Source organism: Niveispirillum sp. SYP-B3756 (assembly GCF_009495745.1).
Taxonomy (GTDB): domain Bacteria; phylum Pseudomonadota; class Alphaproteobacteria; order Azospirillales; family Azospirillaceae; genus Niveispirillum.
Map to the genome: position 1 here is coordinate 104,318 of NZ_WIDQ01000010.1, position 21,046 is coordinate 125,363.

The 21,046-nt window shown below is 64.0% G+C and carries 19 protein-coding genes; 13 read left to right on the top strand and 6 right to left on the bottom strand.

Annotated features, from left to right (window positions below; translation table 11 throughout):
• Nucleotides 1-181: 181 nt before the first annotated feature.
• The 7 genes from GE253_RS18270 (at nucleotide 182) to GE253_RS18300 (ending at nucleotide 9,954) form a co-directional block, all read left to right on the top strand.
• Nucleotides 182-2,905 carry a TonB-dependent receptor gene (locus tag GE253_RS18270; protein WP_153205582.1) on the top strand — a complete coding sequence of 908 codons (2,724 nt, stop codon included), beginning with the start codon at nucleotides 182-184 and terminating at the stop codon, nucleotides 2,903-2,905.
• A 364-nt stretch (nucleotides 2,906-3,269) separates the two neighbouring features.
• A complete protein-coding gene (locus tag GE253_RS18275; RefSeq protein WP_153205583.1) occupies nucleotides 3,270-4,220 on the top strand; it encodes a flagellin in 951 nt (316 codons plus the stop codon).
• A gap of 193 nt (nucleotides 4,221-4,413) precedes the next feature.
• Entirely contained in the window at nucleotides 4,414-4,767 is a 354-nt protein-coding gene (gene flaF / locus GE253_RS18280; protein WP_153205584.1) for a flagellar biosynthesis regulator FlaF, read from the top strand.
• 323 nt (nucleotides 4,768-5,090) lie between these two features.
• Complete coding sequence (locus tag GE253_RS18285; RefSeq protein WP_153205585.1) at nucleotides 5,091-5,531, top strand: flagellar biosynthesis repressor FlbT; 441 nt, start codon at nucleotides 5,091-5,093, stop codon at nucleotides 5,529-5,531.
• Nucleotides 5,532-5,600: 69 nt separating this feature from the next.
• Nucleotides 5,601-5,915, top strand: coding sequence for a hypothetical protein (locus GE253_RS18290; protein WP_153205586.1), 315 nt, complete (start codon nucleotides 5,601-5,603; stop codon nucleotides 5,913-5,915).
• On the top strand, nucleotides 5,912-7,411 hold the full coding sequence (locus GE253_RS18295; RefSeq protein ID WP_153205587.1) for a DUF1217 domain-containing protein: 1,500 nt from the start codon (nucleotides 5,912-5,914) through the stop codon (nucleotides 7,409-7,411). The genes GE253_RS18290 and GE253_RS18295 overlap by 4 nt, the downstream gene beginning before the upstream one ends.
• Before the next feature lie 83 nt (nucleotides 7,412-7,494).
• Nucleotides 7,495-9,954, top strand: a complete 2,460-nt coding sequence (locus tag GE253_RS18300) for a membrane-bound PQQ-dependent dehydrogenase, glucose/quinate/shikimate family (protein WP_153205588.1) — start codon at nucleotides 7,495-7,497, stop codon at nucleotides 9,952-9,954.
• Between the two features lie 6 nt (nucleotides 9,955-9,960).
• On the opposite strand, the gene fliI is transcribed toward GE253_RS18300, so the two are convergent.
• Entirely contained in the window at nucleotides 9,961-11,358 is a 1,398-nt protein-coding gene (gene fliI, locus GE253_RS18305; RefSeq protein ID WP_153205589.1) for a flagellar protein export ATPase FliI, read from the bottom strand.
• Nucleotides 11,359-11,517: 159 nt separating this feature from the next.
• On the opposite strand from fliI, the gene GE253_RS18310 reads away from it, so the two are divergent.
• The 6 genes from GE253_RS18310 (at nucleotide 11,518) to GE253_RS18335 (ending at nucleotide 14,853) form a co-directional block, all read left to right on the top strand.
• The gene (locus tag GE253_RS18310) at nucleotides 11,518-11,913 is read left to right on the top strand and encodes a flagellar biosynthesis protein FlgG (protein ID WP_153205590.1); all 396 of its coding nucleotides are present in this window, start codon (nucleotides 11,518-11,520) and stop codon (nucleotides 11,911-11,913) included.
• Between the two features lie 12 nt (nucleotides 11,914-11,925).
• Nucleotides 11,926-12,345, top strand: a complete 420-nt coding sequence (gene flgC / locus GE253_RS18315; RefSeq protein WP_153205591.1) for a flagellar basal body rod protein FlgC — start codon at nucleotides 11,926-11,928, stop codon at nucleotides 12,343-12,345.
• 167 nt (nucleotides 12,346-12,512) lie between these two features.
• Nucleotides 12,513-12,839, top strand: coding sequence for a flagellar hook-basal body complex protein FliE (locus tag GE253_RS18320; RefSeq protein ID WP_153205592.1), 327 nt, complete (start codon nucleotides 12,513-12,515; stop codon nucleotides 12,837-12,839).
• 20 nt (nucleotides 12,840-12,859) lie between these two features.
• The gene (fliQ, locus tag GE253_RS18325) at nucleotides 12,860-13,132 is read left to right on the top strand and encodes a flagellar biosynthesis protein FliQ (RefSeq protein WP_153205593.1); all 273 of its coding nucleotides are present in this window, start codon (nucleotides 12,860-12,862) and stop codon (nucleotides 13,130-13,132) included.
• Complete coding sequence (locus GE253_RS18330) at nucleotides 13,129-13,758, top strand: lytic transglycosylase domain-containing protein (RefSeq protein WP_153205594.1); 630 nt, start codon at nucleotides 13,129-13,131, stop codon at nucleotides 13,756-13,758. The genes fliQ and GE253_RS18330 overlap by 4 nt, the downstream gene beginning before the upstream one ends.
• 123 nt (nucleotides 13,759-13,881) lie before the next feature.
• The gene (locus GE253_RS18335; RefSeq protein ID WP_153205595.1) at nucleotides 13,882-14,853 is read left to right on the top strand and encodes a helix-turn-helix domain-containing protein; all 972 of its coding nucleotides are present in this window, start codon (nucleotides 13,882-13,884) and stop codon (nucleotides 14,851-14,853) included.
• Between the two features lie 2 nt (nucleotides 14,854-14,855).
• On the opposite strand, the gene GE253_RS18340 is transcribed toward GE253_RS18335, so the two are convergent.
• The 5 genes from GE253_RS18340 to GE253_RS18360 form a co-directional block, all read right to left on the bottom strand.
• Complete coding sequence (locus GE253_RS18340; protein ID WP_153205596.1) at nucleotides 14,856-15,935, bottom strand: flagellar type III secretion system protein FlhB; 1,080 nt, start codon at nucleotides 15,933-15,935, stop codon at nucleotides 14,856-14,858.
• A 5-nt stretch (nucleotides 15,936-15,940) separates the two neighbouring features.
• On the bottom strand, nucleotides 15,941-16,705 hold the full coding sequence (locus tag GE253_RS18345; protein ID WP_153205597.1) for a flagellar biosynthetic protein FliR: 765 nt from the start codon (nucleotides 16,703-16,705) through the stop codon (nucleotides 15,941-15,943).
• Between the two features lie 13 nt (nucleotides 16,706-16,718).
• Nucleotides 16,719-18,785, bottom strand: a complete 2,067-nt coding sequence (gene flhA / locus GE253_RS18350; RefSeq protein ID WP_153205598.1) for a flagellar biosynthesis protein FlhA — start codon at nucleotides 18,783-18,785, stop codon at nucleotides 16,719-16,721.
• Nucleotides 18,786-18,905: 120 nt separating this feature from the next.
• Nucleotides 18,906-19,847, bottom strand: coding sequence for an alpha/beta hydrolase (locus GE253_RS18355; protein ID WP_153205599.1), 942 nt, complete (start codon nucleotides 19,845-19,847; stop codon nucleotides 18,906-18,908).
• Entirely contained in the window at nucleotides 19,844-20,971 is a 1,128-nt protein-coding gene (locus GE253_RS18360) for an NAD(P)-dependent alcohol dehydrogenase (RefSeq protein WP_153205600.1), read from the bottom strand. The genes GE253_RS18355 and GE253_RS18360 overlap by 4 nt, the downstream gene beginning before the upstream one ends.
• Nucleotides 20,972-21,046 lie beyond the last annotated feature (75 nt).

Below are 21,046 nucleotides of genomic sequence, written 5' to 3' on the forward strand. Positions count from 1 at the left end.
CGTAATATTTGGTCCTGACCCCTGTTATGTTCAGCAACTTCCAAACAAGACGTGACAATTCGCCGAAGGGGCAGGGCGCTCCCCGGCGGGAATGGTGCCGGTTTGCCTGTGTGTCAGGTGGCCAATCAACGGTTCAACGAAGAACAAGCGGCGTCGCCGACGCTTTGGGGAGTGAGTAGGAATGTCCAAGCACAAGAATCTGCGCCTGGCGCTGGGCGCCACGGTTGCCGCCATTTCGCTGCTGCCGGCCGGTCTGGCGCTGGCCCAGACGGCTCCGGCCGGGGATGCGCTTGATGAGATTGTGGTCTCCGGCTATCGCCAGTCGCTGGAAAATGCCATCGCCCTGAAGCGGGAATCCAGCCAGATCGTTGAGGCCGTCTCGGCCGAGGATATTGGCAAGCTGCCGGATAATTCCATTGCGGAGGCCATTGCCCGCCTGCCGGGTATCGCTGCCCAGCGCGTCGATGGCCGCGCCCAGTCGATCAGCCTGCGCGGCCTGGGGCCGGATTTTACCGCCACCCTGCTGAATGGCCGCGAACAGGTCAGCACCGGTAATAACCGCTCTGTCGAGTTCGACCAGTACCCGTCGGAAGTGATGAGCAGCGTGCTGGTCTATAAATCACCGGAGGCCGGCGTGGTCGGCCAGGGTCTGGCCGGCACGGTGGACCTGCGCACCATGCGCCCGCTGCAGCATGGCAAGCGGGTGATGGCCATGTCAGCCCGCGCCGAACTGGCCGGCAATGGCAAGCTGAATCCTGACAGCGACAAGCTGGGCTATCGCGTCACCGGTGCCTATGTCGACCAGTTCGCCAATGATACGCTGGGCGTAGCCATCAGTGTGGCCCATATCAACCAGCCGACCCAGACCAAATATTCCCGTGCCTGGGGCTATCCGCTCGCCGGCCCGAAGGACACGCCGCCGCGCGTGCTGGGCGGGATCGAGAACCGGGTGAATTCCGAAACGCTGAAGCGCACCGGCGTGACCGCCACGGTGGAATATGAACCCACCGACAATTTCGCCACCACGCTGGATGTCTATTACTCCCATTTCGATGATGACCAGATTCAGCGCGGCGTGGAGATGCCGTTCTACTGGGGTGGTCTGACCCCGGTGGTCGGCTCGGTCGATAATGGTCTGGTGACGGCGGGCAGTTTCAACAATGTGAAGGGTGTCATCCGCAACGATATGCGCACCACCAAGTCCGACCTGTTCTCCGCCGGCTGGAACGGCAAATATACGGTGGATAGCTGGACCCTGGCCTTGGATGCCAGCTACAGCAAGGTGAAGCGCGACAGCGAGCGGCTGGAAACCTATGCCGGCACCGGCCGTGCCGGGGTGGGGGCCACCGACCGGGTGGATTTCACCACTGGCAATGATGGCAACCGCCTGACCAGCCGCCTGAACTATGCCGACCCGTCGCTGATCCTGCTGACCGGGCCGCAGGGCTGGGGTGGGGATGTGGTGCCCGGTGGCCAGGATGGCTATCTCAACAAGCCGCATGTTGATGACAAGCTGTGGGCCGTGCGTGGCGACATCACCAAGGAGTTCGATGACAGCGCGGTGAAATCCGTCAAGCTGGGGGTCAATTATTCCTCCCGCGACAAGAGCTATCGTCAGGATGAATTCTATCTGGCGCTGACCGCCAATGTGAAAGACCCCAAGCACAACACGTCCGTCCCCATTCCCGCCGCCGCCCTGGTCGGTGGGTCGGCCGACCTTTCCTTCATCGGGGTGGGCAATGTCATTGCCTATGATCCCCGCTATCTGCTGGGCAATGGCTTTTACACCCAGATCGCCTGCCCGCGGGTGGATTGCGCCGTCAGCCCCTGGGATCTCAGCGAGGATATCGTCACCGGCTTCATCAAGGCCGATATCGAACAGGATTTGGGCGATGTCACCCTGACCGGGAATGTCGGCCTGCAGGTGGTACATACCGACCAGAGCAGCTATGGCGCTGCCGTGACCGGCCCCGGCCTGTTCGTCATGCGGACCGATGGGCTGAAATATACCGAGCTGCTGCCCTCGGCCAATCTGGTCTTTGCCCTGCCCAACCCGGATCATAAGATCCGCGTTGGCCTCTCCCGGCAGATGGCGCGTGCCCGGCCGGATGAGCTGCGCGCCTCCACCAAGGTCACGTTTGATGAAACCCGCGTCAATAACACCAACCCCGATGTCTCGGCCTGGAAGGCGGAAGGCGGGAATGCCCAGCTGAAGCCCTGGATGGCCAATGCGCTGGATGTCACCTACGAATATTATTTCAGCAAGGCCGGCTATGTTGCCCTGAACGGCTTCTACAAGGATTTGAAGACCTATATCTACAAGCAGGCGACGGTCTTCGACTTTACCGGCTTTGCCTATACCGGCAACCGGGCGCCGGCGACCAATCTGGGTCTCAATACCTACCCCGTCAACGGCGATGGCGGCACGCTGAAGGGCGTGGAACTGGCCTTGTCCCTGCCGTTTGAGGATATTCACCCGGCCCTGGAAGGGTTCGGCCTGACGGCCAATGTCGGTTACACCAAGACCAGCATTGCGCCCGATGGCCCCGGTTCCAGCCAGCCGATCCCCGGCTTCTCCAAATGGACTCCGCAGGGCACCTTCTATTACGATCTGAACGGCATCTCCGCCCGTGTCTCCGTCTCGCACCGCTCCAAGTACCGGGCAGAGGTGAATGGCTTTGGTGAAGGCCGCACCCTGCGCAATGGCAAGGCCGAGACGCTGGTTGATGCCCAGATCGGTTATGAGTTCCAGGAAGGCGATCTGGAAGGGCTGTCCATCGTTCTCCAGGGTTACAACCTCACCGATGAGGCCTTTGTGACCTATGAGAATGACGATACCCGCAACACCATCAATTACGAAAAATATGGCAGCCGCTATCTGCTGGGCGTCTCCTACAAGTTTTGAGGGGGTATCCAGACATAAGCTGTGTTTTTCGAGGCCTGAGCATTTCACCACCGTCATTCCCGCGAAGGCGGGAATCCAAAATCCGCGCTGTCGTATGGATTCCCGCCTACGCGGGAATGACGGTTAAACGGATGGGAAAACGAAGAAATTTCCGCATCGGTTCTGCCTTTTTGCCCTCCCCGCCTCCCACCCCCGCCGGTTTTGCCGGCGGGGTTTCTTTTTTTAACCGGGTTTAATCTTTCCCTGCCAGAGTAGGCCCCAGCCCCGGTCCCAGACAGGTGGGCATCTGCCAGATGGCCCCCAGGGCCAGGGCGGCAGCGTCAGAAGGCGCTAGATCCAAATCCATCCACGAAGGAAATTGATCATGGCTTCTATTCTGACGAACGTCGGCTCGATGGTTGCGCTGCAGACGCTGCGCTCCACCACCGCCAATCTGGAAACCACCCAGAACCGTATTTCCACCGGCATGAAGGTGTCGACCGCCAAGGACAATTCGTCCTACTGGTCGATCGCCACCACCATGAAGTCCGACGTGTCGGCCCTGAAGGTGCTGAACGAGAATATCTCGCTCTCCGCCGCCACGGTCTCCACCGCCCGCGTGGGTGTGGAAAACATCAATGGTCTGATGACCAAGATCAACGATCAGTTGACCCTGGCCACGTCCGCCTCGGTCGATCACGACAAGATCGCCAACGAAATCGACAGCTTGGTCGCCCAGGTGACGTCCACCATCAAGGCTTCCAGCTATAATGGCGAAAACCTGCTGGACAACGTCAAGACCACCACCCTGGTCGTCTCGGTCAAGCGTGACGATACCGGCGTGTCGGCCGTGACCGACAGCATCAAGGCGCAGAACCTGGGTGCCAGCGCCACCCCGGTGGCTCCCACGGTGACGCAGCAGACCACCGATCCGGTGACCGGTGTTACCACCGGTACGGCTGCTTACACCGCGGGTGCTGGTGGGACCGTTACCGACTTCATCTCCGGCATTTCTGCCGCGCTGAAGGCCGGCGGCACCACGGTTGACCGCGCCGCCATGGCCAAGGCCATCCAGGCCGAAATCGACACCCAGATGGATACGGTCACCGCCTATGCCGCCGAGCTGGGTGCTGTCGGTACCCGTCTGGAGTTGCAGCAGGACTTCACCAGCAAGCTGGTGGACAGCCTGAATACCGGTATCGGCGCCCTGGTCGATGCGGATCTGAATGAAGAATCCGCCCGTCTGCAGGCCCTGCAGGTGCAGCAGCAGCTGGGTACCCAGGCGCTGTCTATCGCCAATCAGGCCCCGCAGAACATCCTGTCGCTGTTCCGTTAATAGCAGCCTGTTCTTGCGTCTGGGGCTACCGGAAACGGTGGCCCCATTTTTCCGTTTATTGTGCGTTTTCGAATGATACTAAATTTCCTGACCGTGATTTTAATCCCGGATTAATTCTATACTTTATCGCCATTTAATATGTGCCGCGTAAGGTGATCAGGCCATTTTTTTGAAAACCAGGGACGGTGCGTCCATGAGCATTACGGCCTATCGACAGTCCATGAAGGACACCTCCGCCCCTCGGGAGCTGGAGCGACGGGTTTTCCAGCAGGTCACCCTGCAGTTGGAGTCCGCCGGGCGGGGGGAGGATCGCCAGGCGCGCATCCATGCCGTTTCCCGCAATCGCATGTTATGGAACACGCTGGTCGCTGATCTGGGGGAGGAGGGGAACCTGCTGCCGGTTGAACTGCGGGCCAACCTGATCTCGCTGGGCCTGTGGGTGGATCGCTATAGCGGCCAGGCCCTGCAATCGGATCGGCCGCTGGCACCCCTGGTGGATGTCAACCGGGCGATTATCCAGGGCCTGACCGACCGCCGGCCCGACTGATACCAGCGGCTGAAAATATTGACCGTCAGTCAATATTTTCAGCACCTCAGGCGCCGGCGCCAACATCCGTTGGCTTGGCTTCACGCGGCACGTGCCGCGCGGCGGCAGTCGCCGCCGTACCAACGGTCATGAATTATGACCGTTGGTATGATACAAAAGGCTGCGAATCTTGACCGATGGCCAAGCTTCGCAGTGCCTCAATCGCCGGCGCCAACATCCGTTGGCTTGGCTACGCCGCATGAGCGGCGCGGCGGCAGTCGCCGCCGTACCAGGGGCCACAGATTGTGCCCCCTGGTATGACGCCGATTTCTGGGGGATAGATCATGGGATTGAAGCTGAAGCTGAAACCCTTTGAAAAATTCATCGTCAATGGGGTGGTGATCGAGAACGGGCGCCACCGCAACACGGTCACCGTGGCCAACCATGCCCAGGTGATGACCGGGCGCAGCATCCTGCAGCCGCAGGATGCCGTCACCCCAGTCAAGCGCACCTATTACACCATCCAGGCCATGCTGCTGGACCCGCAACATGCGGCAGAGCAATTGCCGCTTTATGCCACCTTCATCACCCAGCTGCGGCTGGCTATCCGCGATCCGGAGATGACCCATCATCTGGCGGATGCCGACCGGCATGTGCGGGAAGGCGATTTCTACAAGGCACTGGCGGCCCTGCGGCCGGTCATTGCCTATGAGGATATGTTGCTGCCGCCGTCTATGGCGGCTGTCCCGGTCGAACCCCCGTCAGAAGCGGCGGTGGGTGCGTAGGCGCCCGCATTCGAAGGGCTGCAAGGCCGGTCCCGTCGCCGCACGCCAGAGCCTGCGGAAGGAGTGACCATGAGAGAAGCCAAGCCGATCGAACCCGTTTCCGGGTCCGACCCGTCCCGCCTTTACCGGCTGGTGCGGGTGGAGCCGTCGGCGCGTGCGGATGAGGCGCGGGGGACCAGCGCTGCCCAGGAGGAAGCGGCGGCAGCGCCGCCTGAACCGTCCAGCGAGCGCCGCCCCTATCGTGTGGTGCTGGACCCGCAGACCCAGCGCATCTTCACCGAAGTGATCGACCCGCGCACCGGCGATATCCTGCTGCGCATTCCCCCTGGCTATGCCTTGCAGGAAGAGCCGGCGGACAGCCCCAGCCGGGAGATCAAGCTGTGAGCATCACCGGCTATGGCGCTGCAACCATCACGGCCGGTTATGGCTCCACCCTGTCACAATGGCAGGTGCTGAACTCCACCCTTGACCGCCAGATGGGGCTGGTGCGCAATGACCAGCAGAACAAGGCGGATGCCGATTATGCCCGCAAGAAGCTGCCAACCGTGGCGTCCGTCGATGATCTGATGGCGGACCGGCGGCTTTATACCTATGTGATGCGGGCCTTCGGGCTGGAGGATCAGGTCAATTCCCAGGCACTGATCCGCAAGGTGTTGCAAAGCGACCTGTCGGACAGCCGGTCCTATGCCAGCCGGCTGAACGATACCCGTTTCAAGCAATTGGCCGCCGCCTTCAATTTTGGCGGATCGACGGTGAAAAGCTCCTTCGTCAGCCAGATCTCCGACGCCTATGTCACCAAGGCGTTCGAGGCGGATGTGGGTCAGAAGAACGAAGCCCTGGGCATGATGCTGGATTTCACCCGGCGCGTGACGGGCAAGGCGGATTGGGATGCTGTGCTGGCCGATGAAAAGCTGGCCAAGGTGGCCCGCACGGCCTTTGGCCTGCCCGAGCCCTATGGTCCGGCCGATGTGAAGGCCCAGGCGGCCACGCTGGAAAAGGCCATGCCCTTTGGCAAATACAAGGGCAATGATGTTGATCAGGGCCGGCTGCGCGATGCCTTCTTCACCGCCTGGGACACGGCCAAGGGCAATACTGGTGCGCTGTCCAGCGCCAACCAATATACCATGCTGATGCGCAGCTATGATCAGCAGAAGAGGGCCTTTGCCGCCCGCTGGCAGGTGCGCAGCGATGTCAGCTATGTGCAGCAGAAATTGTCGGCCGGTGCCGGGGCGGATGAACTGCTGAAGGATGCCAAGCTGCGCGGCATCGTGCTGGCCGCCTTCGATCTGGGGGATCGTGCGGCGGATACGAAATATCTGCGCCAGGTGCTGGAGAGCAATCCCAGCGACAGCAATTCCTTCGCGGTCAAGGCAGGCGCCAAGGAAACGGCCCTGGCTGTCAGTTTCAGCCTCCATAATACCGGTACCATGCGGCGCGGCAGCCCGCCCTTCATCAAGGATATCGTCAGCCGGTATGAGCGGATGAGCTTTGAAGTCTCCGCCGGCAACACCAACGAGGCGCTGCGCCTGGGGCTTTATTTTGAGCGCAAGGCGGGCAGCATCAGCAACTGGTATTCCGTGCTGGCGGACAAGGCCCTGTCCCAGGTGGTGCGCACCGCCTTTGGCCTGCCGGAGGAGGTGGCGCGCGCCGATATCGACCGGCAGGTGGGAATGCTGGAAAAGCGGCTTGATATCAAGAAGCTGAAAGATCCCACCGAGGTGAAGCGGCTGGTGGAGAAATTCATGATGATGTGGGATGTGCAGGGCAAGGGGGCCGTGGGCACCGGCACATCCCCGGTGCTTCAGCTTTTCTCCGGCCGGTCGATGATCAACGCCGACACGCTGATGGCAGCGGTCACCCTGCCGCGCGGACGGCGATAGGGGGCGGCTGCGCTCCCTGGTCATGGAACGATCCATCTTCCCCTGTCTTCCCCTTGTATCGCTTTGCCGGGACAGGGAGATGGATGATGGTGTGGGATGCACAGATACGCGGGCGCGGCGGTAATCCGCTGACCTTTCTACTGGGGCTGCTGCTGGCTCTGATCGGGCTGGTGCTCACTGGCGGGGGCGGCTGGCTGCTGGCACTAGGCGGTTCGCCCTATTATCTGGCGGCGGGGATTGGGCTGCTGCTGGCCGGTGGCCTGATCGTTACCGGTCGGGCGGCGGGTACCTGGCTCTATATCCCGGTCTTCCTGGGCACGCTGGCCTGGGCCTTCTGGGAGGTGGGGCTGGACAAATGGGCGCTGGTGCCGCGTCTGGCCGGCCCGCTGGTGTTGCTCATCCTGGTGGTGCTGGCACTGCCGGGGCTGGCGCCGGGCCGTTACCGGTTCTCCCATGTGTTCGGCGCTGTCTCAGCCATTCTGCTGCTGACCCTGTTGGGTGGCGCCGGCATCGCCTGGTGGGACAGACCGCTGGCCCCAGCCGCCCTGCCGCCGTCTGGCAGGCAGGCCATGGCCGATCCGGCCCCGCTGCACCCGGGGGCCGATTGGCCCGCCTATGGCGGCAGCTACAGTGCCCGGCGTTATTCCCCGCTGAACCAGATCACGCCTGATAATGTTGGCACGCTGCAGCGTGCCTGGCTCTATCATACGGGCGACTTGCCGCAGAGCGATCTGGCGAAAAACAAGTATGGGGCGGAAACGACGCCGTTGAAGATCGGTGACGCCCTCTATCTCTGCACCGCCAAGAACATCTTGATCCGGCTGGATGCGGCCACCGGTAAGCAGGTCTGGCGGCATGATCCGCGTGTACCGGATGCCGCCATTCCCTATACCGCTGCCTGCCGGGGTGTCGCCTATTATGCGGTACCTCCCGCAACCACGGCAGAAAACACCCCGGCCCCGCTGACACCGGCACAGCCGGGTCTGTGCGCCGAACGCATCATTGAAGGCACCTTGGATGCCCGGTTGATTGCGGTGGATGCGGCCACCGGCCAGCCCTGCACCGGTTTTGGCGCCAACGGTACGGTTGATCTGACCGCAGGCATGGGGGAGGTGGTGCCCGGCATGGTTTCCGTCACCTCACCCCCCACCATCGTGCGTGGCGTGGTGGTGCTGGGCCATCAGGTGCTGGATGGGCAGAAACGGTCGGCCCCGTCTGGTGTCATCCGTGGCTATGATGCGGTGACGGGGGAATTGCGCTGGGCCTGGGACATGGCCCGCCCGGACCTGACCGGCCTGCCGGTGGAAGGCGATCAATATACGCGCGGCACCCCCAATATGTGGACCACCGCCAGCGGGGATGAAGAACTGGGGCTGGTCTATCTGCCGCTGGGCAATTCCGCCGTGGATTACTGGAGCGGGTCGCGCACGGAGGCGGAAAAGCGCTTCTCTACCTCCCTGGTGGCGTTGGATGTGACCAGCGGCCACGTCGCCTGGTCATTCCAGACTGTCCATAATGATGTCTGGGATTATGATCTGGGCTCGCAGGCCACGCTGGTGGATTTTAACACAGCCAATGGGCCTGTGCCGGCCCTGGTGCTGCCCAGCAAGCAGGGCGATATTTATATTCTGGACCGCCGCACCGGCCAGCCGCTGACGCCGGTGGAAGAACGACCGGTTCCCCAGGGCGGGGTGGAACCGGAACAGCGCTCACCGACCCAGCCATTCTCACTATATCACACATTGCGAAAGGCGGATTTGACCGAGCGGGACATGTGGGGCATGTCGCCGATCGACCAAATGATCTGCCGTATCCAGTTCCGCCAAGCCTATTACCAGGGCTTCTATACCCCGCCGACCTCGGGCCGGCATTCCATCGAATATCCGGGCTATAATGGCGGGTCGGATTGGGGTGGGGTGGCGGTGGACCCCGTGCGCGGGCTGATCATCGCCAATTACAACGACATGCCCAACCATAATGAGTTGATCCCCCGCGCGGAGGCAGACCGACTGGGCTGGGCGCCGCGCGGCCAGGAGCGCGGTGGCGATATGGGCAGCGGCGCTGAAGGCGCAGGCGATCCGCAGGCGGGCACACCTTATGCCATCAATGTCAATGCCGGCTGGCGCCTGCCCCTGACCGGTCTGTTGTGCAAGCAGCCCCCCTATGGCGGTATCCGCGCCATTGATCTTGCCAGCGGCAAAACCCTGTGGGACCGGCCCTTCGGCACGGCCCGCCGCAACGGTCCGTTCGGCATCCCCTCCGGTCTGCCATTTGAAATCGGCACGCCCAATAATGGCGGGGCCGTGGTGACCGGGGGCGGCTTGATCTTCATTGCGGCGGCCACGGATAACCTGATCCGCGCCATCGACCTGCGCAGCGGCGAAACCGTCTGGCAGGATACGCTGCCCGCTGGCGGTCAGGCCACCCCGATGACCTATGAGATAGAGGGGCGGCAATTTCTGGTGATCATGGCTGGCGGTCATCATTTCATGGAAACCCCCATCGGCGATGAGCTGATCGCCTATGCCCTGCCGCCGCAGTAAAATACGTCACCCCCGCTTGCCCCTTGGCGCACCCGGCTTGCGCGCTTCCGGTTCCGGCGGTGGTGGTGGGGGTGGGGCGGTGACTTCCGCCACGATCTGGCCCAGCACCTCAAAGCTGGTGGTGCTGGGCGTGCTCTCGCCCTTGCGCTGGCGCAGGAATTCCTGCAGCGACGGGTTGGCCTTGATGGCCTGATCCACCTCCGCATCACTGCCCAGGCGATAGGCGCCCAGGCGGATCATCTCCTCCATCGCCTCATAGCGCGACAGCAGGCTGCGCGCACCATTCATGGTGGCGTTTTCCGCTTCCGAATGGCAGCCGGGCAGGGCGCGGGAGACGCTTTTCAGCACATCGATGGCGGGATAGCGGCCACGCTCGGCGATCTTGCGATCCATCACCACATGGCCATCCAGGATGCCGCGCACGGCATCGGCCACCGGTTCATCATGGTCGCCGCCATCCACCAGCACGGTGAAGACGCCGGTAATATCACCCTGGCCCTCCCGCCCCGACCCGGCGCGTTCCAGCAGGCGGGGCAGCTCGGCGAAGACACTGGGCGGATAGCCCTTGGTGGTCGGCGGCTCCCCCGCCGACAGGCCGATTTCGCGCTGGGCCATGGCAAAGCGGGTGACGCTGTCCATCATGCACAGCACGTCATGCCCTGCGTCGCGGAAGAATTCCGCCACTGCCATGGTCAGATAGGCGGCCTGTCGCCTGGCCAGCGCCGGTTCATCCCCGGTGGCGACGATGATGATGGAGCGGGCCAGCCCATCTTCCCCCAGATCATCCTGGATGAATTCCTGCACCTCCCTCCCGCGTTCGCCGATCAGGCCGATCACATTCACCTGGGCGGCACTGGACCGGGCCAGCATGGCCAGCAGGGTGGATTTACCCACACCCGACCCGGCGAAGATACCCAGGCGCTGGCCCCGGCAGAGCGGCACGAAACTATCCATCACCCGGATGCCGGTTTCCAGCCGTGCACCCATGCGGCGGCGGTCAAAGGCGGGCGGCGGGGCTGCGCGCAGGCTGCGGTTGTCATCCCCGCGCAGCAGGCTGCCCTTGCCGTCCATCGGCTTGCCAAAGGCATCCACCACCCGGCCCAGCCAGCCGGCATGGGGCCGCACCAGCCCCATGGCCGTGCCGGCCTCCACCTTCGATCCCAGGCCGATGCCTTCCAGCGGGGCGAAGGGCAGCAGCACGGCGCGGCCCTGGCGGAACCCCACCACCTCGCACGGGACCGGCTTGCCGTCGCGGGTGAAGGCCCGGCAGCCATCGCCGACGGAAAGCCGGCGTTCCAGCCCCTCCACCTCCAGCGCCAGCCCGGAACAGGTGACGACCTGTCCATGGAAGCGCGGTCCTTCGATCTGCTGGATATCGGCCAAAAGCCCGGCCAGGATGGTCATGGCGGCTGCCTTCTTCGCTGCTGCTGCGTGATGTGCAGCCCATCTTGAAAGCGGGGGTTTAAAGCCGATTAAAGCCCGCACAGGCTTAAACGCCGCTTTAAGCCCGCGCATGGAAACATCCGCCCCGACCGACGCCACACGCAAACGGGGCAGCAGCGGATGGATTTGAATTCGATCGGCCTGTTCAATCTGGCCAGCCATCGCATGGAATATCTCACCGCCCGGCACAAGCTGGTGGCGGAGAATATTGCCAATGCCGACACGCCGGGCGTGAAGGCACGCGACCTGAAACCCTTCGATTTCCAGGCCGTGATGAGCGGCGGCAATGCGGAACAGGCGCGCACCGATGCGCGCCACCTGACCCCGCTGCGCCAGAATGCCGGTTTCAAGGAAGATCGCCGCAGTGCCACCTATGAAATGGCGCCCGACGGCAATGGCGTGGTGCTGGAAGAGCAGATGGTGAAATCGGCGGATATCCGCCAGGCCTATGATCTGGCCACCAACCTGTTCCAGAAACATGCCGGCATGTTGCGCCTCGCCCTCAACACGCGCTGAATAGGATAGGCCATGTCCATCGACAATCTGACCAGCTCCTTCGGCATTGCCGCTGCCGGCATGAAGGCCCAGGCCACCCGTCTGCGCGTGGTGGCAGAGAATATGGCCAATGCCAATTCGACATCCGAGGTGGCGGGCGGCGATCCCTATCGCCGCAAGACCATCGTATTTTCCAGCTTACTGGACCGCGCCCTTTCCGCCGACAAGGTGGAGGTGAAGCGCATTGGCCGGGATGAAAGCGACTTCACCCTGCGCTATGACCCCAGCCACCCGGCAGCGGACGAGAACGGCTATATCAAGACGCCCAACGTCAACAGCCTCGTCGAAGCCATGGATATGCGCGAGGCCGGGCGCTCCTATGACGCCAACCTGAATGTGATGCAGCAGGCCCGCACCATGCTGGGCCGCACCATCGACATGCTGCGCAGCTGAACCATGTCCCGGTGATCGTTACCGATCCCCGACCTCAGTCGCCGGCGCCGACATCCGTCGGCTTGGCTTACGCGCCACGCGGCGCGCGGCGGCAGTCGCCGCCGTACCTGATCTTGATGAGTTCTCCTCATCAAGATCAGGCCTGAAACCGGAACAGGTAGAGCATTATGAGCATCATCGTTCCCACCGCCGGCGTCACCAGCGCCTATGCCGCCGGCAAGCTGGCCGGTATCGCCGGTCCCGCCCAGCCGGTGGCCGGCATCACCCTGCCCAAGCGCGGCAGCTTCCCCGAACTGGTGGGCAATGCCGTCAAGGACGCCATCAACACCGTCCGCCAGGGGGAAAAGACCGCCGCCGCCGGGCTGCAGGGCAAGGCCAGCACCCAGGAGGTGGTGCAGGCCACCATGTCGGCGGAACTGACGGTGCAGGCCGCCGTGGCCGTGCGCGACAAGCTGGTGAATGCGTATCTGGAAATCATGCGGATGCCGGTCTGACCGGCGGAGGGCCTGCTGCCATGTCCGAAGCTGACATCCTGGATCTGCTGCGGTCCGGCATCTGGGCCGTGGTACTGGCGGCAGCCCCGCCGCTGCTGGTGGCCTTGGTGGTCGGCTTCGGTATTTCGCTGCTGCAGGCGCTGACCCAGGTGCAGGAAGCCACCCTGTCCTTCGTGCCCAAGATCGTGTTGATCCTGGTGGCCATCGTGTTGTCGCTGCCCTTCATGTTCCATGTCGTCTCCGGCTTCTGGACGGAGGTGCTGACCCATGTTGTCACCCCCGGTGGGGCATGAGGCGGCTGTTTCTGCCGCTGCTGGTGTGTTTCGGGCTGGCCGTCCCGGTGGCGGCGCAAGACCATGCCCAGGCCTGCTTGCAGGCCATCCGCAAGGCGGAAAAGGAACGGCGAATGCCGGGCCGGCTGCTGATCGCCATCGGGGTGACCGAAAGCGGACGGGAGATCGGCGGGCGCCTGACCGTCTGGCCCTGGACCGTGAATGCCGACGGCCAGGGCCGCTATTTCGCGGACAAACAGGCGGCCATTGCCCATGTCCAGGCCCTGCGCAAGCGCGGCGTGCGCTCCATTGATGTCGGCTGTATGCAGGTGAACCTGCATTGGCACCCCAAGGCCTTCGCGGACCTGGAAACCGCCTTCGATCCAGAAGCCAATGTCGGCTATGCCGCCGACATGCTGAAGGAGTTCCACGGCGATCTGCGCAACTGGACCCGGTCGGTCAAGCATTACCATTCCCGCACGCCCGACAAGGGCGATGCCTATTTCGGCCGGGTCGCCGCCAATTTGCGGCTGGTGCTGCTGCGCCGCAACGATCTGGCCGACGCCCCGCCCCCGCGCCGCCGCCGGGTGATCCGACCGGGGGAGGAGACCTGGCAATTGCCGCCGCAGGTGGCGGAAGCCGGCTGAGGTGGCATAGCCATCTGGAATTCTTCTAAGATGCACCGCAGCATGTCATTTCGATAGGTGACGGCGGCATATCTTTATGCTCATCATGCCGCCCAAGCGATAAAATCGCGGGCGGGAGGCGGTATGCATGTTTTCACCACGGTCGGGCTGCCGACGGCCCGCGCCAAGCTGGATTATTTGAAAGGCGTGATGTCCAGCGTGTTTGCCCCGCTGGATGTGGTGCCGGACGATCCGGACCTTTTCAACAACCATATTGCCAGCACCAGCCTGGGCCGGCTGTCGCTGGCCAATGCCCATTCGCTTCCCGCCCATATCATCCGCCGCCGGCCCCAGGCCGCCGGCACGAACCGGCATTTATTTTTCCTGCACATGCAATTGCAGGGAAGGGTGCTGGCGATGCAGGATGGCCGGGAGGCCCTGCTGGGACCGGGGGATATGGTGCTGTGCGATGCCGCTGCGCCTTATGATCTGGGCCTGATCGGGGAGAACCGCACCCTGATTCTGGGAATTCCGGCGGATGAACTGACCCGCCGTGTGCCCGCCCCCTATGGCTTGCTGGGCCGGCAATTATCCGGCAGTGCCGGGCCGTTGCGCATGGTGCGCGGGCTGCTGGGCGAACTTTGGGAACAGGTGGAAAAGGGCGGGCCGCTGCCGGTGGAGGCGGGGGAGCGGCTGGCCGCCACCCTGCTGGACCTGTTCGCCACCGCCTGCCATCTGAATTTCGGCACCAGCAGTGCAGAGGGCACGCTGGCCGACGGCCACCGCGCCCGCGCCCGTCGCCTGATCGAACAAAGGCTGTTCGATCCTGAATTATCGGTACCGTCCATCGCCCAGGCGTTGGGCCTGTCGGAACGCTATCTGCGCCTGCTGGCAGCGGGGGAGGGGGAGGCGATTTCCGCCTATATCCTGCGCCGCCGTCTGGAGGAATGCGCCCGCCGCCTGCGTGACCCGCTGCACAGCACCCGCACGGTGACGGAACTGGCCTTCGCCTGCGGCTTCAACGATGCCAGCCACTTCTCCCGCGCCTTCAAATCCCGCTATGGCATGGCTCCGCGCGATTACCGGGCGGTGGGGGTGGCGTCTGAGGGAGATTAATATCACGCCACCGTCGTCTGCGCCTTGATGGCCAGCACCTGGCTGATCAACTCGGCCACCGCCAGGTAATGTTCGGGCTGCACCTCTTCCCCGATCTCCACCGATTTGTGCAGCGTGCGGGCCAGCGGCGGGTTTTCCACGATGGGGACATTGTACTTGGTTGCCGTCTCCCGGATTCGCATGGCTACCATATCCTGCCCCTTGGCCACACAGATGGGGGCCGGGGCCTTGGACAGATCATAGCGCAGGGCGACGGCGAAATGGGTGGGGTTGGTGATCACCACCGTGGCGCTGGGCAGTTCGGCAAACATGCGGTTGCGCGCCCGGTCGCGGCGCAACTGTTTGATCTTGGATTTCAGATGCGGGTCGCCTTCGGACTGGCGGAATTCATCCTTCAGTTCCTGCAGGCTCATCCGCTGTTTGCGCCGCCAGGAAATATATTGCCAGATCAGGTCCAAGGCGGCGATCAGCAGGCTGGCCACCAGTACGGCCACCAGCAGCCGCACCGTGACATCGGCCAGCAGCAAGGGCAGGGCCACCGCATCGGTCAGCGCCATCGCTTCGGCCTTGCGCAGTTCCGGCCCCACCACCAGCAGAAAGGCAGTGCTGATCGCCGCCACCTTGGCCAGCCCTTTCAGGAACTCCACCAGATTGCGCAGCGAGACCAGCCGCTTGAACCCGCCCAGCGGTGACAGCCGCTCCAGCTTGGGCTGAATGCGCTCCCCGGCGACCACGATGCTGCCCTGGCCCAACGCGCCCAGGAACCCCGCCGCCAGCAGCAACCCCGCCACCGGCAACAGCACGATGCCCACGCCGCTCAGCACCTCTGCGATCAGGTGGAAGGCATCGGCCGGGCTGGTCAGCAGGATATCGCCAGGGTTCTCCACCAGCGGCAGCAATTGCGTCATCACCCCGCTTCCCAGATGCGGGCCCAGCCCGCCGGCCATGATCACTGCCGCCAGCACCACCAGCATGGCGCCGACATCGCGGCTGACCGGTACGTCGCCGCGCCGCCGTGCCTCATCCAGTTTGCGTTGGGAGGGTTCTTCGGTTTTCTGGCTGTCATCGCTCTCTTCGCTCATCGTGCTCAGCCCCCGAACCGGTGCAGAAAGCTGGCGAAATGGCTGATGAAGCTGGTGGCGATGACAGCCACCGTCATGGCCAGCACCAGCAGCCCACCCAGGATGGCAATCGGCATCCCGATGAAGAAGACGGCAAATTGCGGCATGGCGCGGTTGATCAGCCCCAGCCCGACATTATAGACGAAGCCCAGCACCAGAAACGGGGTGGCGAACTGCACCGCCATGCGAAAGCTGGTGGAAACCGTCTCCGCCGTGGTCTTGGCCAGCCCCGCCAGGGAAGGCAGCGTGGCGGGGGGCATCAGTTTATAGCTCTCCAGCAAGGCCTTGATGATGGACAGATGCTGGTCGGTGACGAACAGCAGCACCAGCCCGCCCATCATCAGATACGACCCCGCCACCGACCCGGATTCAAACCCGGTACCGGGGGAGGTGAAGATGTTGGACAGGTTCATCAACTGGGCAATCATCTGCCCGGCGATCTGCAAGGCGGCGAACAGGATGCGGGCGGAAATGCCGATAAAGGCCCCGGCCGCCAGTTCCCCCGCCACCTGCACCAGCAGGTCGGAAACCGCATCCGGGGCCGGCGGCAGGCCCGGCACCACGGCGGACAGGGCCAGCGCCACCCCCAGTGCCGCCGCCAGCCGGGCCTGCATCGGCACCGCCGTTTCGCCGAAGCCCGGCAACAGGGAGATGGCGGCCCCCACCCGGGCCACCACCAGCAGGAAACCATAGATTTCCGCCGTCAACAGGTCGGTCAGCGCGCTGGTCATGCCGCGTCCGCCCTTAAATCTGGTCGATGGTGGTGACGGGGGCCTTGCGGTGCAGTTCGTTATGGCAAATGACGGGGGTGGAGGGGCTGACCCGTTCCAGCAGCGAGCGGACAAAGGGCCGCGCCGCCGGCGCCACCAGCACGGCGGGCCAGTAATCCGCCGTGGCATGGGCCTGGATGCGGGCACGGGCGGCCAGCAGGAATTCCTGCACCGTGGAAGGCGGCATGACGAATTGCCGATCCTCCCCCTGCTCCACAATATTATCCAGGAAGGCCTGTTCCCATTCCGGGCTGACGACGATGACGGGGATATAGCCTTCCCCGGTCGTCAGTGCCTGACAGATCTGCAGCGACAGGCGGGAACGCACATGTTCGGTCATCATGGTGATGTTGCGGGTCCAGGCGGCGGCCTCTGAAATCCCTTCCAGGATCAAGGGGAGGTTGCGGATGGAAACCCGCTCTGCCAGCAGGGCCTGCAACACCCGCTGCACCACCGACAGGCTGACCTGACCGGGGATCAGGTCGGCCACCAGTTTCTGATGCTCGCGGTCCATCTCATCCAGCAGCCGCTTGGTGGCGGCATAGCTGAGCAGGATGGGCATATGTTCCTTGATCACCTCGGCCAGATGGGTGGTGATCACGCTGTCCGGATCGACGACGGTGAAGCCCTTCAGTTCCGCCTCTTCCGCCAGCATCGGCTCAATCCAGCGGGCGGGCAGGCCGAAGGTGGGTTCGCGCGTGTCGGTGCCGGGCACATCGATACCTTCATTGCGCGGGTCGATGCACAGCATCTTGCGTACCTGAACATCGCCCTTGGCGACCATCACGCCCTGGATGGAGACTTCATAGGCGTTCATCGCCACGCTGGCGCTGTCGCGCAGGCGCACCGAGGGCAGCAGGAAACCATATTCGGTGGCAAAGCGCTTGCGCAGGCGGCGTACCTTGGCCGACAGGCCGGTGGCCGGGTCCAGGATCAGGGAGACAAGGCCGCTGCCCAGTTCCACGCGGATATCATCCACCCGCAGCATGTCGGCCACCGGCTCTTCCGCCGTGGGGGCCTTGGCGGCCATCAGCTCATCATGGCGTTTCTGGTCTTCCTGCTGGGCGGCATAGCGCGGCAGGTACCAGGCCAGACTGCCCGCCAGCCCGGACAGCAGCAGAAAGGGGAACAGCGGCAGGCCGGGCGTGGCCCCCAGCAGCAGCAGCAGGCCGGACGCCACGCCCAGCGCCTTGGGATAGGCGCCCAGCTGGGTCAGCATCGCCTGATCGATGGAGCCCCTGTTGCCGCCCTTGGAGACCAGGATACCGGCGGCCAGACTGACGATCAGGGCAGGGATCTGGGTGACCAGGCCGTCACCGACGCTGAGGATGGTGTAGGTGCGGGCAGCGTCAGCAAAGCTCAAATCATGCTGGGCGACACCGATCAACAGCCCGCCCAGGATATTGATGGCGGTGATGATCAGCCCCGCCACCGCATCGCCGCGCACGAATTTGGAGGCGCCATCCATGGCGCCATAGAACTGGCTTTCCTGTTCCAGCTCGCTGCGGCGCAGGCGCGCCGCCGTCTCGTCAATCAAGCCGGCGGACAGGTCGGCATCGATGGCCATCTGCTTGCCGGGCATGGCATCCAGGGCGAAACGGGCGCCCACCTCCGCAATGCGGCTGGCGCCCTTGGTGATGACGATGAAATTCACCACCACCAGAATGGCAAAGATGATCAGGCCGATGACGAAATTGCCGCCCATGACGAAATCGGCAAAACCCATGATCACATGGCCCGCCGCATCCGTGCCCGTATGGCCCTGTGACAGGATCAGCCGGGTGGAGGCAAGGTTGAGCGACAGGCGCAGCAGGGTGGAAATCAGCAGAATGGTGGGAAAGCTGGAAAAATCCAGCGGCCGCGCGATCCACAGCCCCACCATCAAGATCAGCACGCTGATCGCCATGGAGAGCGCCAGCCCCATGTCCAGCATCCAGCCCGGTACCGGCAGGATCAGGATGGTGAGGATGAAGACCAGACCCAGCGCGAACAGAACATCACGGTGGCGCAGGCCGATGGGCAGGGCGTTGGCAGCGGACATCGGGGCTCTGGTTCTCCAGGGTGGGATCATCCCACCCTAGCGAACCGGGGTAAAAGCCGGGTTCAAGCTTGGTATGTGCCTGTTCCCTCAGCGCCGGGCGCTGCCGCCGGCAGCTTGGCATTACCCACCCACGGCCACCTTGGCAAAGGCCGCCATCTTGGCGATGGCCTGCGGGACGGCCGGTGTCACCCCGCTCATATGAATGAAGGCATGGATCAGGGCGGGGTGATGGTGATGGGCCACCGGCACGCCCGCCCGACGCAGGGCCAGGGCCAGATCGCACCCTTCATCCATCAGCGGATCGTAACCGGCGGTCACCACCAGGGTTGCCGGTGCTTCCATCAGGTCCGGCCGGGCCAGCAGGTTGGCGCGCCGGTTGCCACGGCTTTCCGGATCGGGGAAGGTCATGGCGGTGAAGGCGTCCATGCTGGCGCGGGTCAGCAGATAGCCCTCGCCGCAGCGGCGCAGGCTTTCCGTTTCATGCGTGAACTGCACCACCGGATAGATCGCCAGCAACAGGCGGGGCCGGGGGCCCTGGTCATTGGCCACATCCAGCACGGCGGATGCGGCCAGATTGCCCCCGGCGGAATCGCCACCGACCGCCAGATGGGCGGGATCGATGCTGGGATCGGCCTGCCCCGCCAGCACCTGGCGCAGCACCGCCAGCACATCATCATGCGCCGCCGGGAACGGGTGTTCCGGGGCCAGCCGATAGCTGGCGGACAGCACCCGCAGGCCCGACAGGGCGGCAAACCGGCGGCAGAACCCGTCATGGCTGTCCAGATCGCCGGCGACAAAGCCACCGCCATGGAAGAACAGCAGGCAGGGGCCGACCGGCGGCGCCCCGGCCGGTGTGTAAAGCCGGGCCGGCAGGGGGCCGGAGGCCCCGGTCAGGTTGATATCCCGCCGCACCCGGGCCACCGCATCGGGCGGCCCTTCCATGGCAAGGCAGCTATCATGCAGCACCTGCCGGATGATGGCGGGGGGCAGGCTGCCCATGTCCGGCTGGCCGGACCCGTTCAGTTCGGCCAGCATCCCGGCAATATTGGGGTCCAGGCTCATGGGTTGGGTACCTCCGTACCGGGCATCAGCAGGATCGGCTTGATCACCCGGCCGGCCTCGGACTCTGCCACCGCTTCATTGATGGCGCTGAAGGGGAAGAAGCGCACGAACCGGTCAAAGGGCAGTTTGCCGTCACGATAGAGTGCCACCAGTTGCGGCACGAACTGTTCCGGATCGGCATCCCCTTCCACCACGCCGCGCAGCCGGCGCCCGCCGGACAGCAGATGGCCGCCATCGACCGGGATATCCTGGCCGAAGGTGACGGCGCCGACCACGGCGCATTCCCCGCGCGGGGCCAGCATCATCAGGCCCTGGCGGATCACCTCCGACCGGGCCGAGGTGTCGATGGCGTAATCCACGCCCACCCCGCCGGTCAGGCCCATCACCTTTTCCGCCAGATTGCCGCCGCCGCGCGGATCGATGACATGGGTGGCCCCCAGTTCGGACGCCAGATCCAGCCGGCTGGCCACCGGATCGATGGCGATGATGCGGGCAGCGCCGGCCACCTTGGCGGCCATGATGGCGCTGAGCCCCACCGTGCCCACGCCCATCACCGCTACCGACGATCCCGCCCGCACCTTCAGCGCGTTCAGCACCGTGCCGGCCCCGGTCAACACACCACAGCCCAGCGGCCCCAGCAGGGCCAGCGGCACATCGGCCGGCACCTTCACCACATTGCGCTGATGGCACAGCGCATGGGTGGCGAAGGAGGATTGGCCGAAAATATTGGCGTGGATCATCTCCCCATCGCGGGACAGGCCGCTGCTGCCATCACCGCGCGCGCCGAAGAAATTGCGCGGGAAAAATTCATGGCAATAGGCGGGGGCCGCGTCGCTGCAAGAGGGGCAATGGCCGCAGGAATTGAAGCTCATCACCACGGCATCGCCGGGCTTCACCTTGGTGACGCCAGCCCCGATCGCCAGCACGGTGCCGGCCCCTTCATGCCCCAGCACCACCGGTTGGGGGACCGGTAACAGCCGGTCGCGCATCACCATGTCGGTATGGCAGACCCCGGTGGCCGCCACCTTCACCAGCACCTCGCCCGGCAGCGGCTGTTCGATCTCCAGATGTTCTAGATTGAAGGGGCCACCCGGCTCCCGGATGACGGCAGCGGTAATCTGCATGGTTTTTCCTCCCGACCCTTGTCCGGTGCCGTCTGTTCGCGGCACCGATTATCAGGGGTCAAGGGAACCATGCGC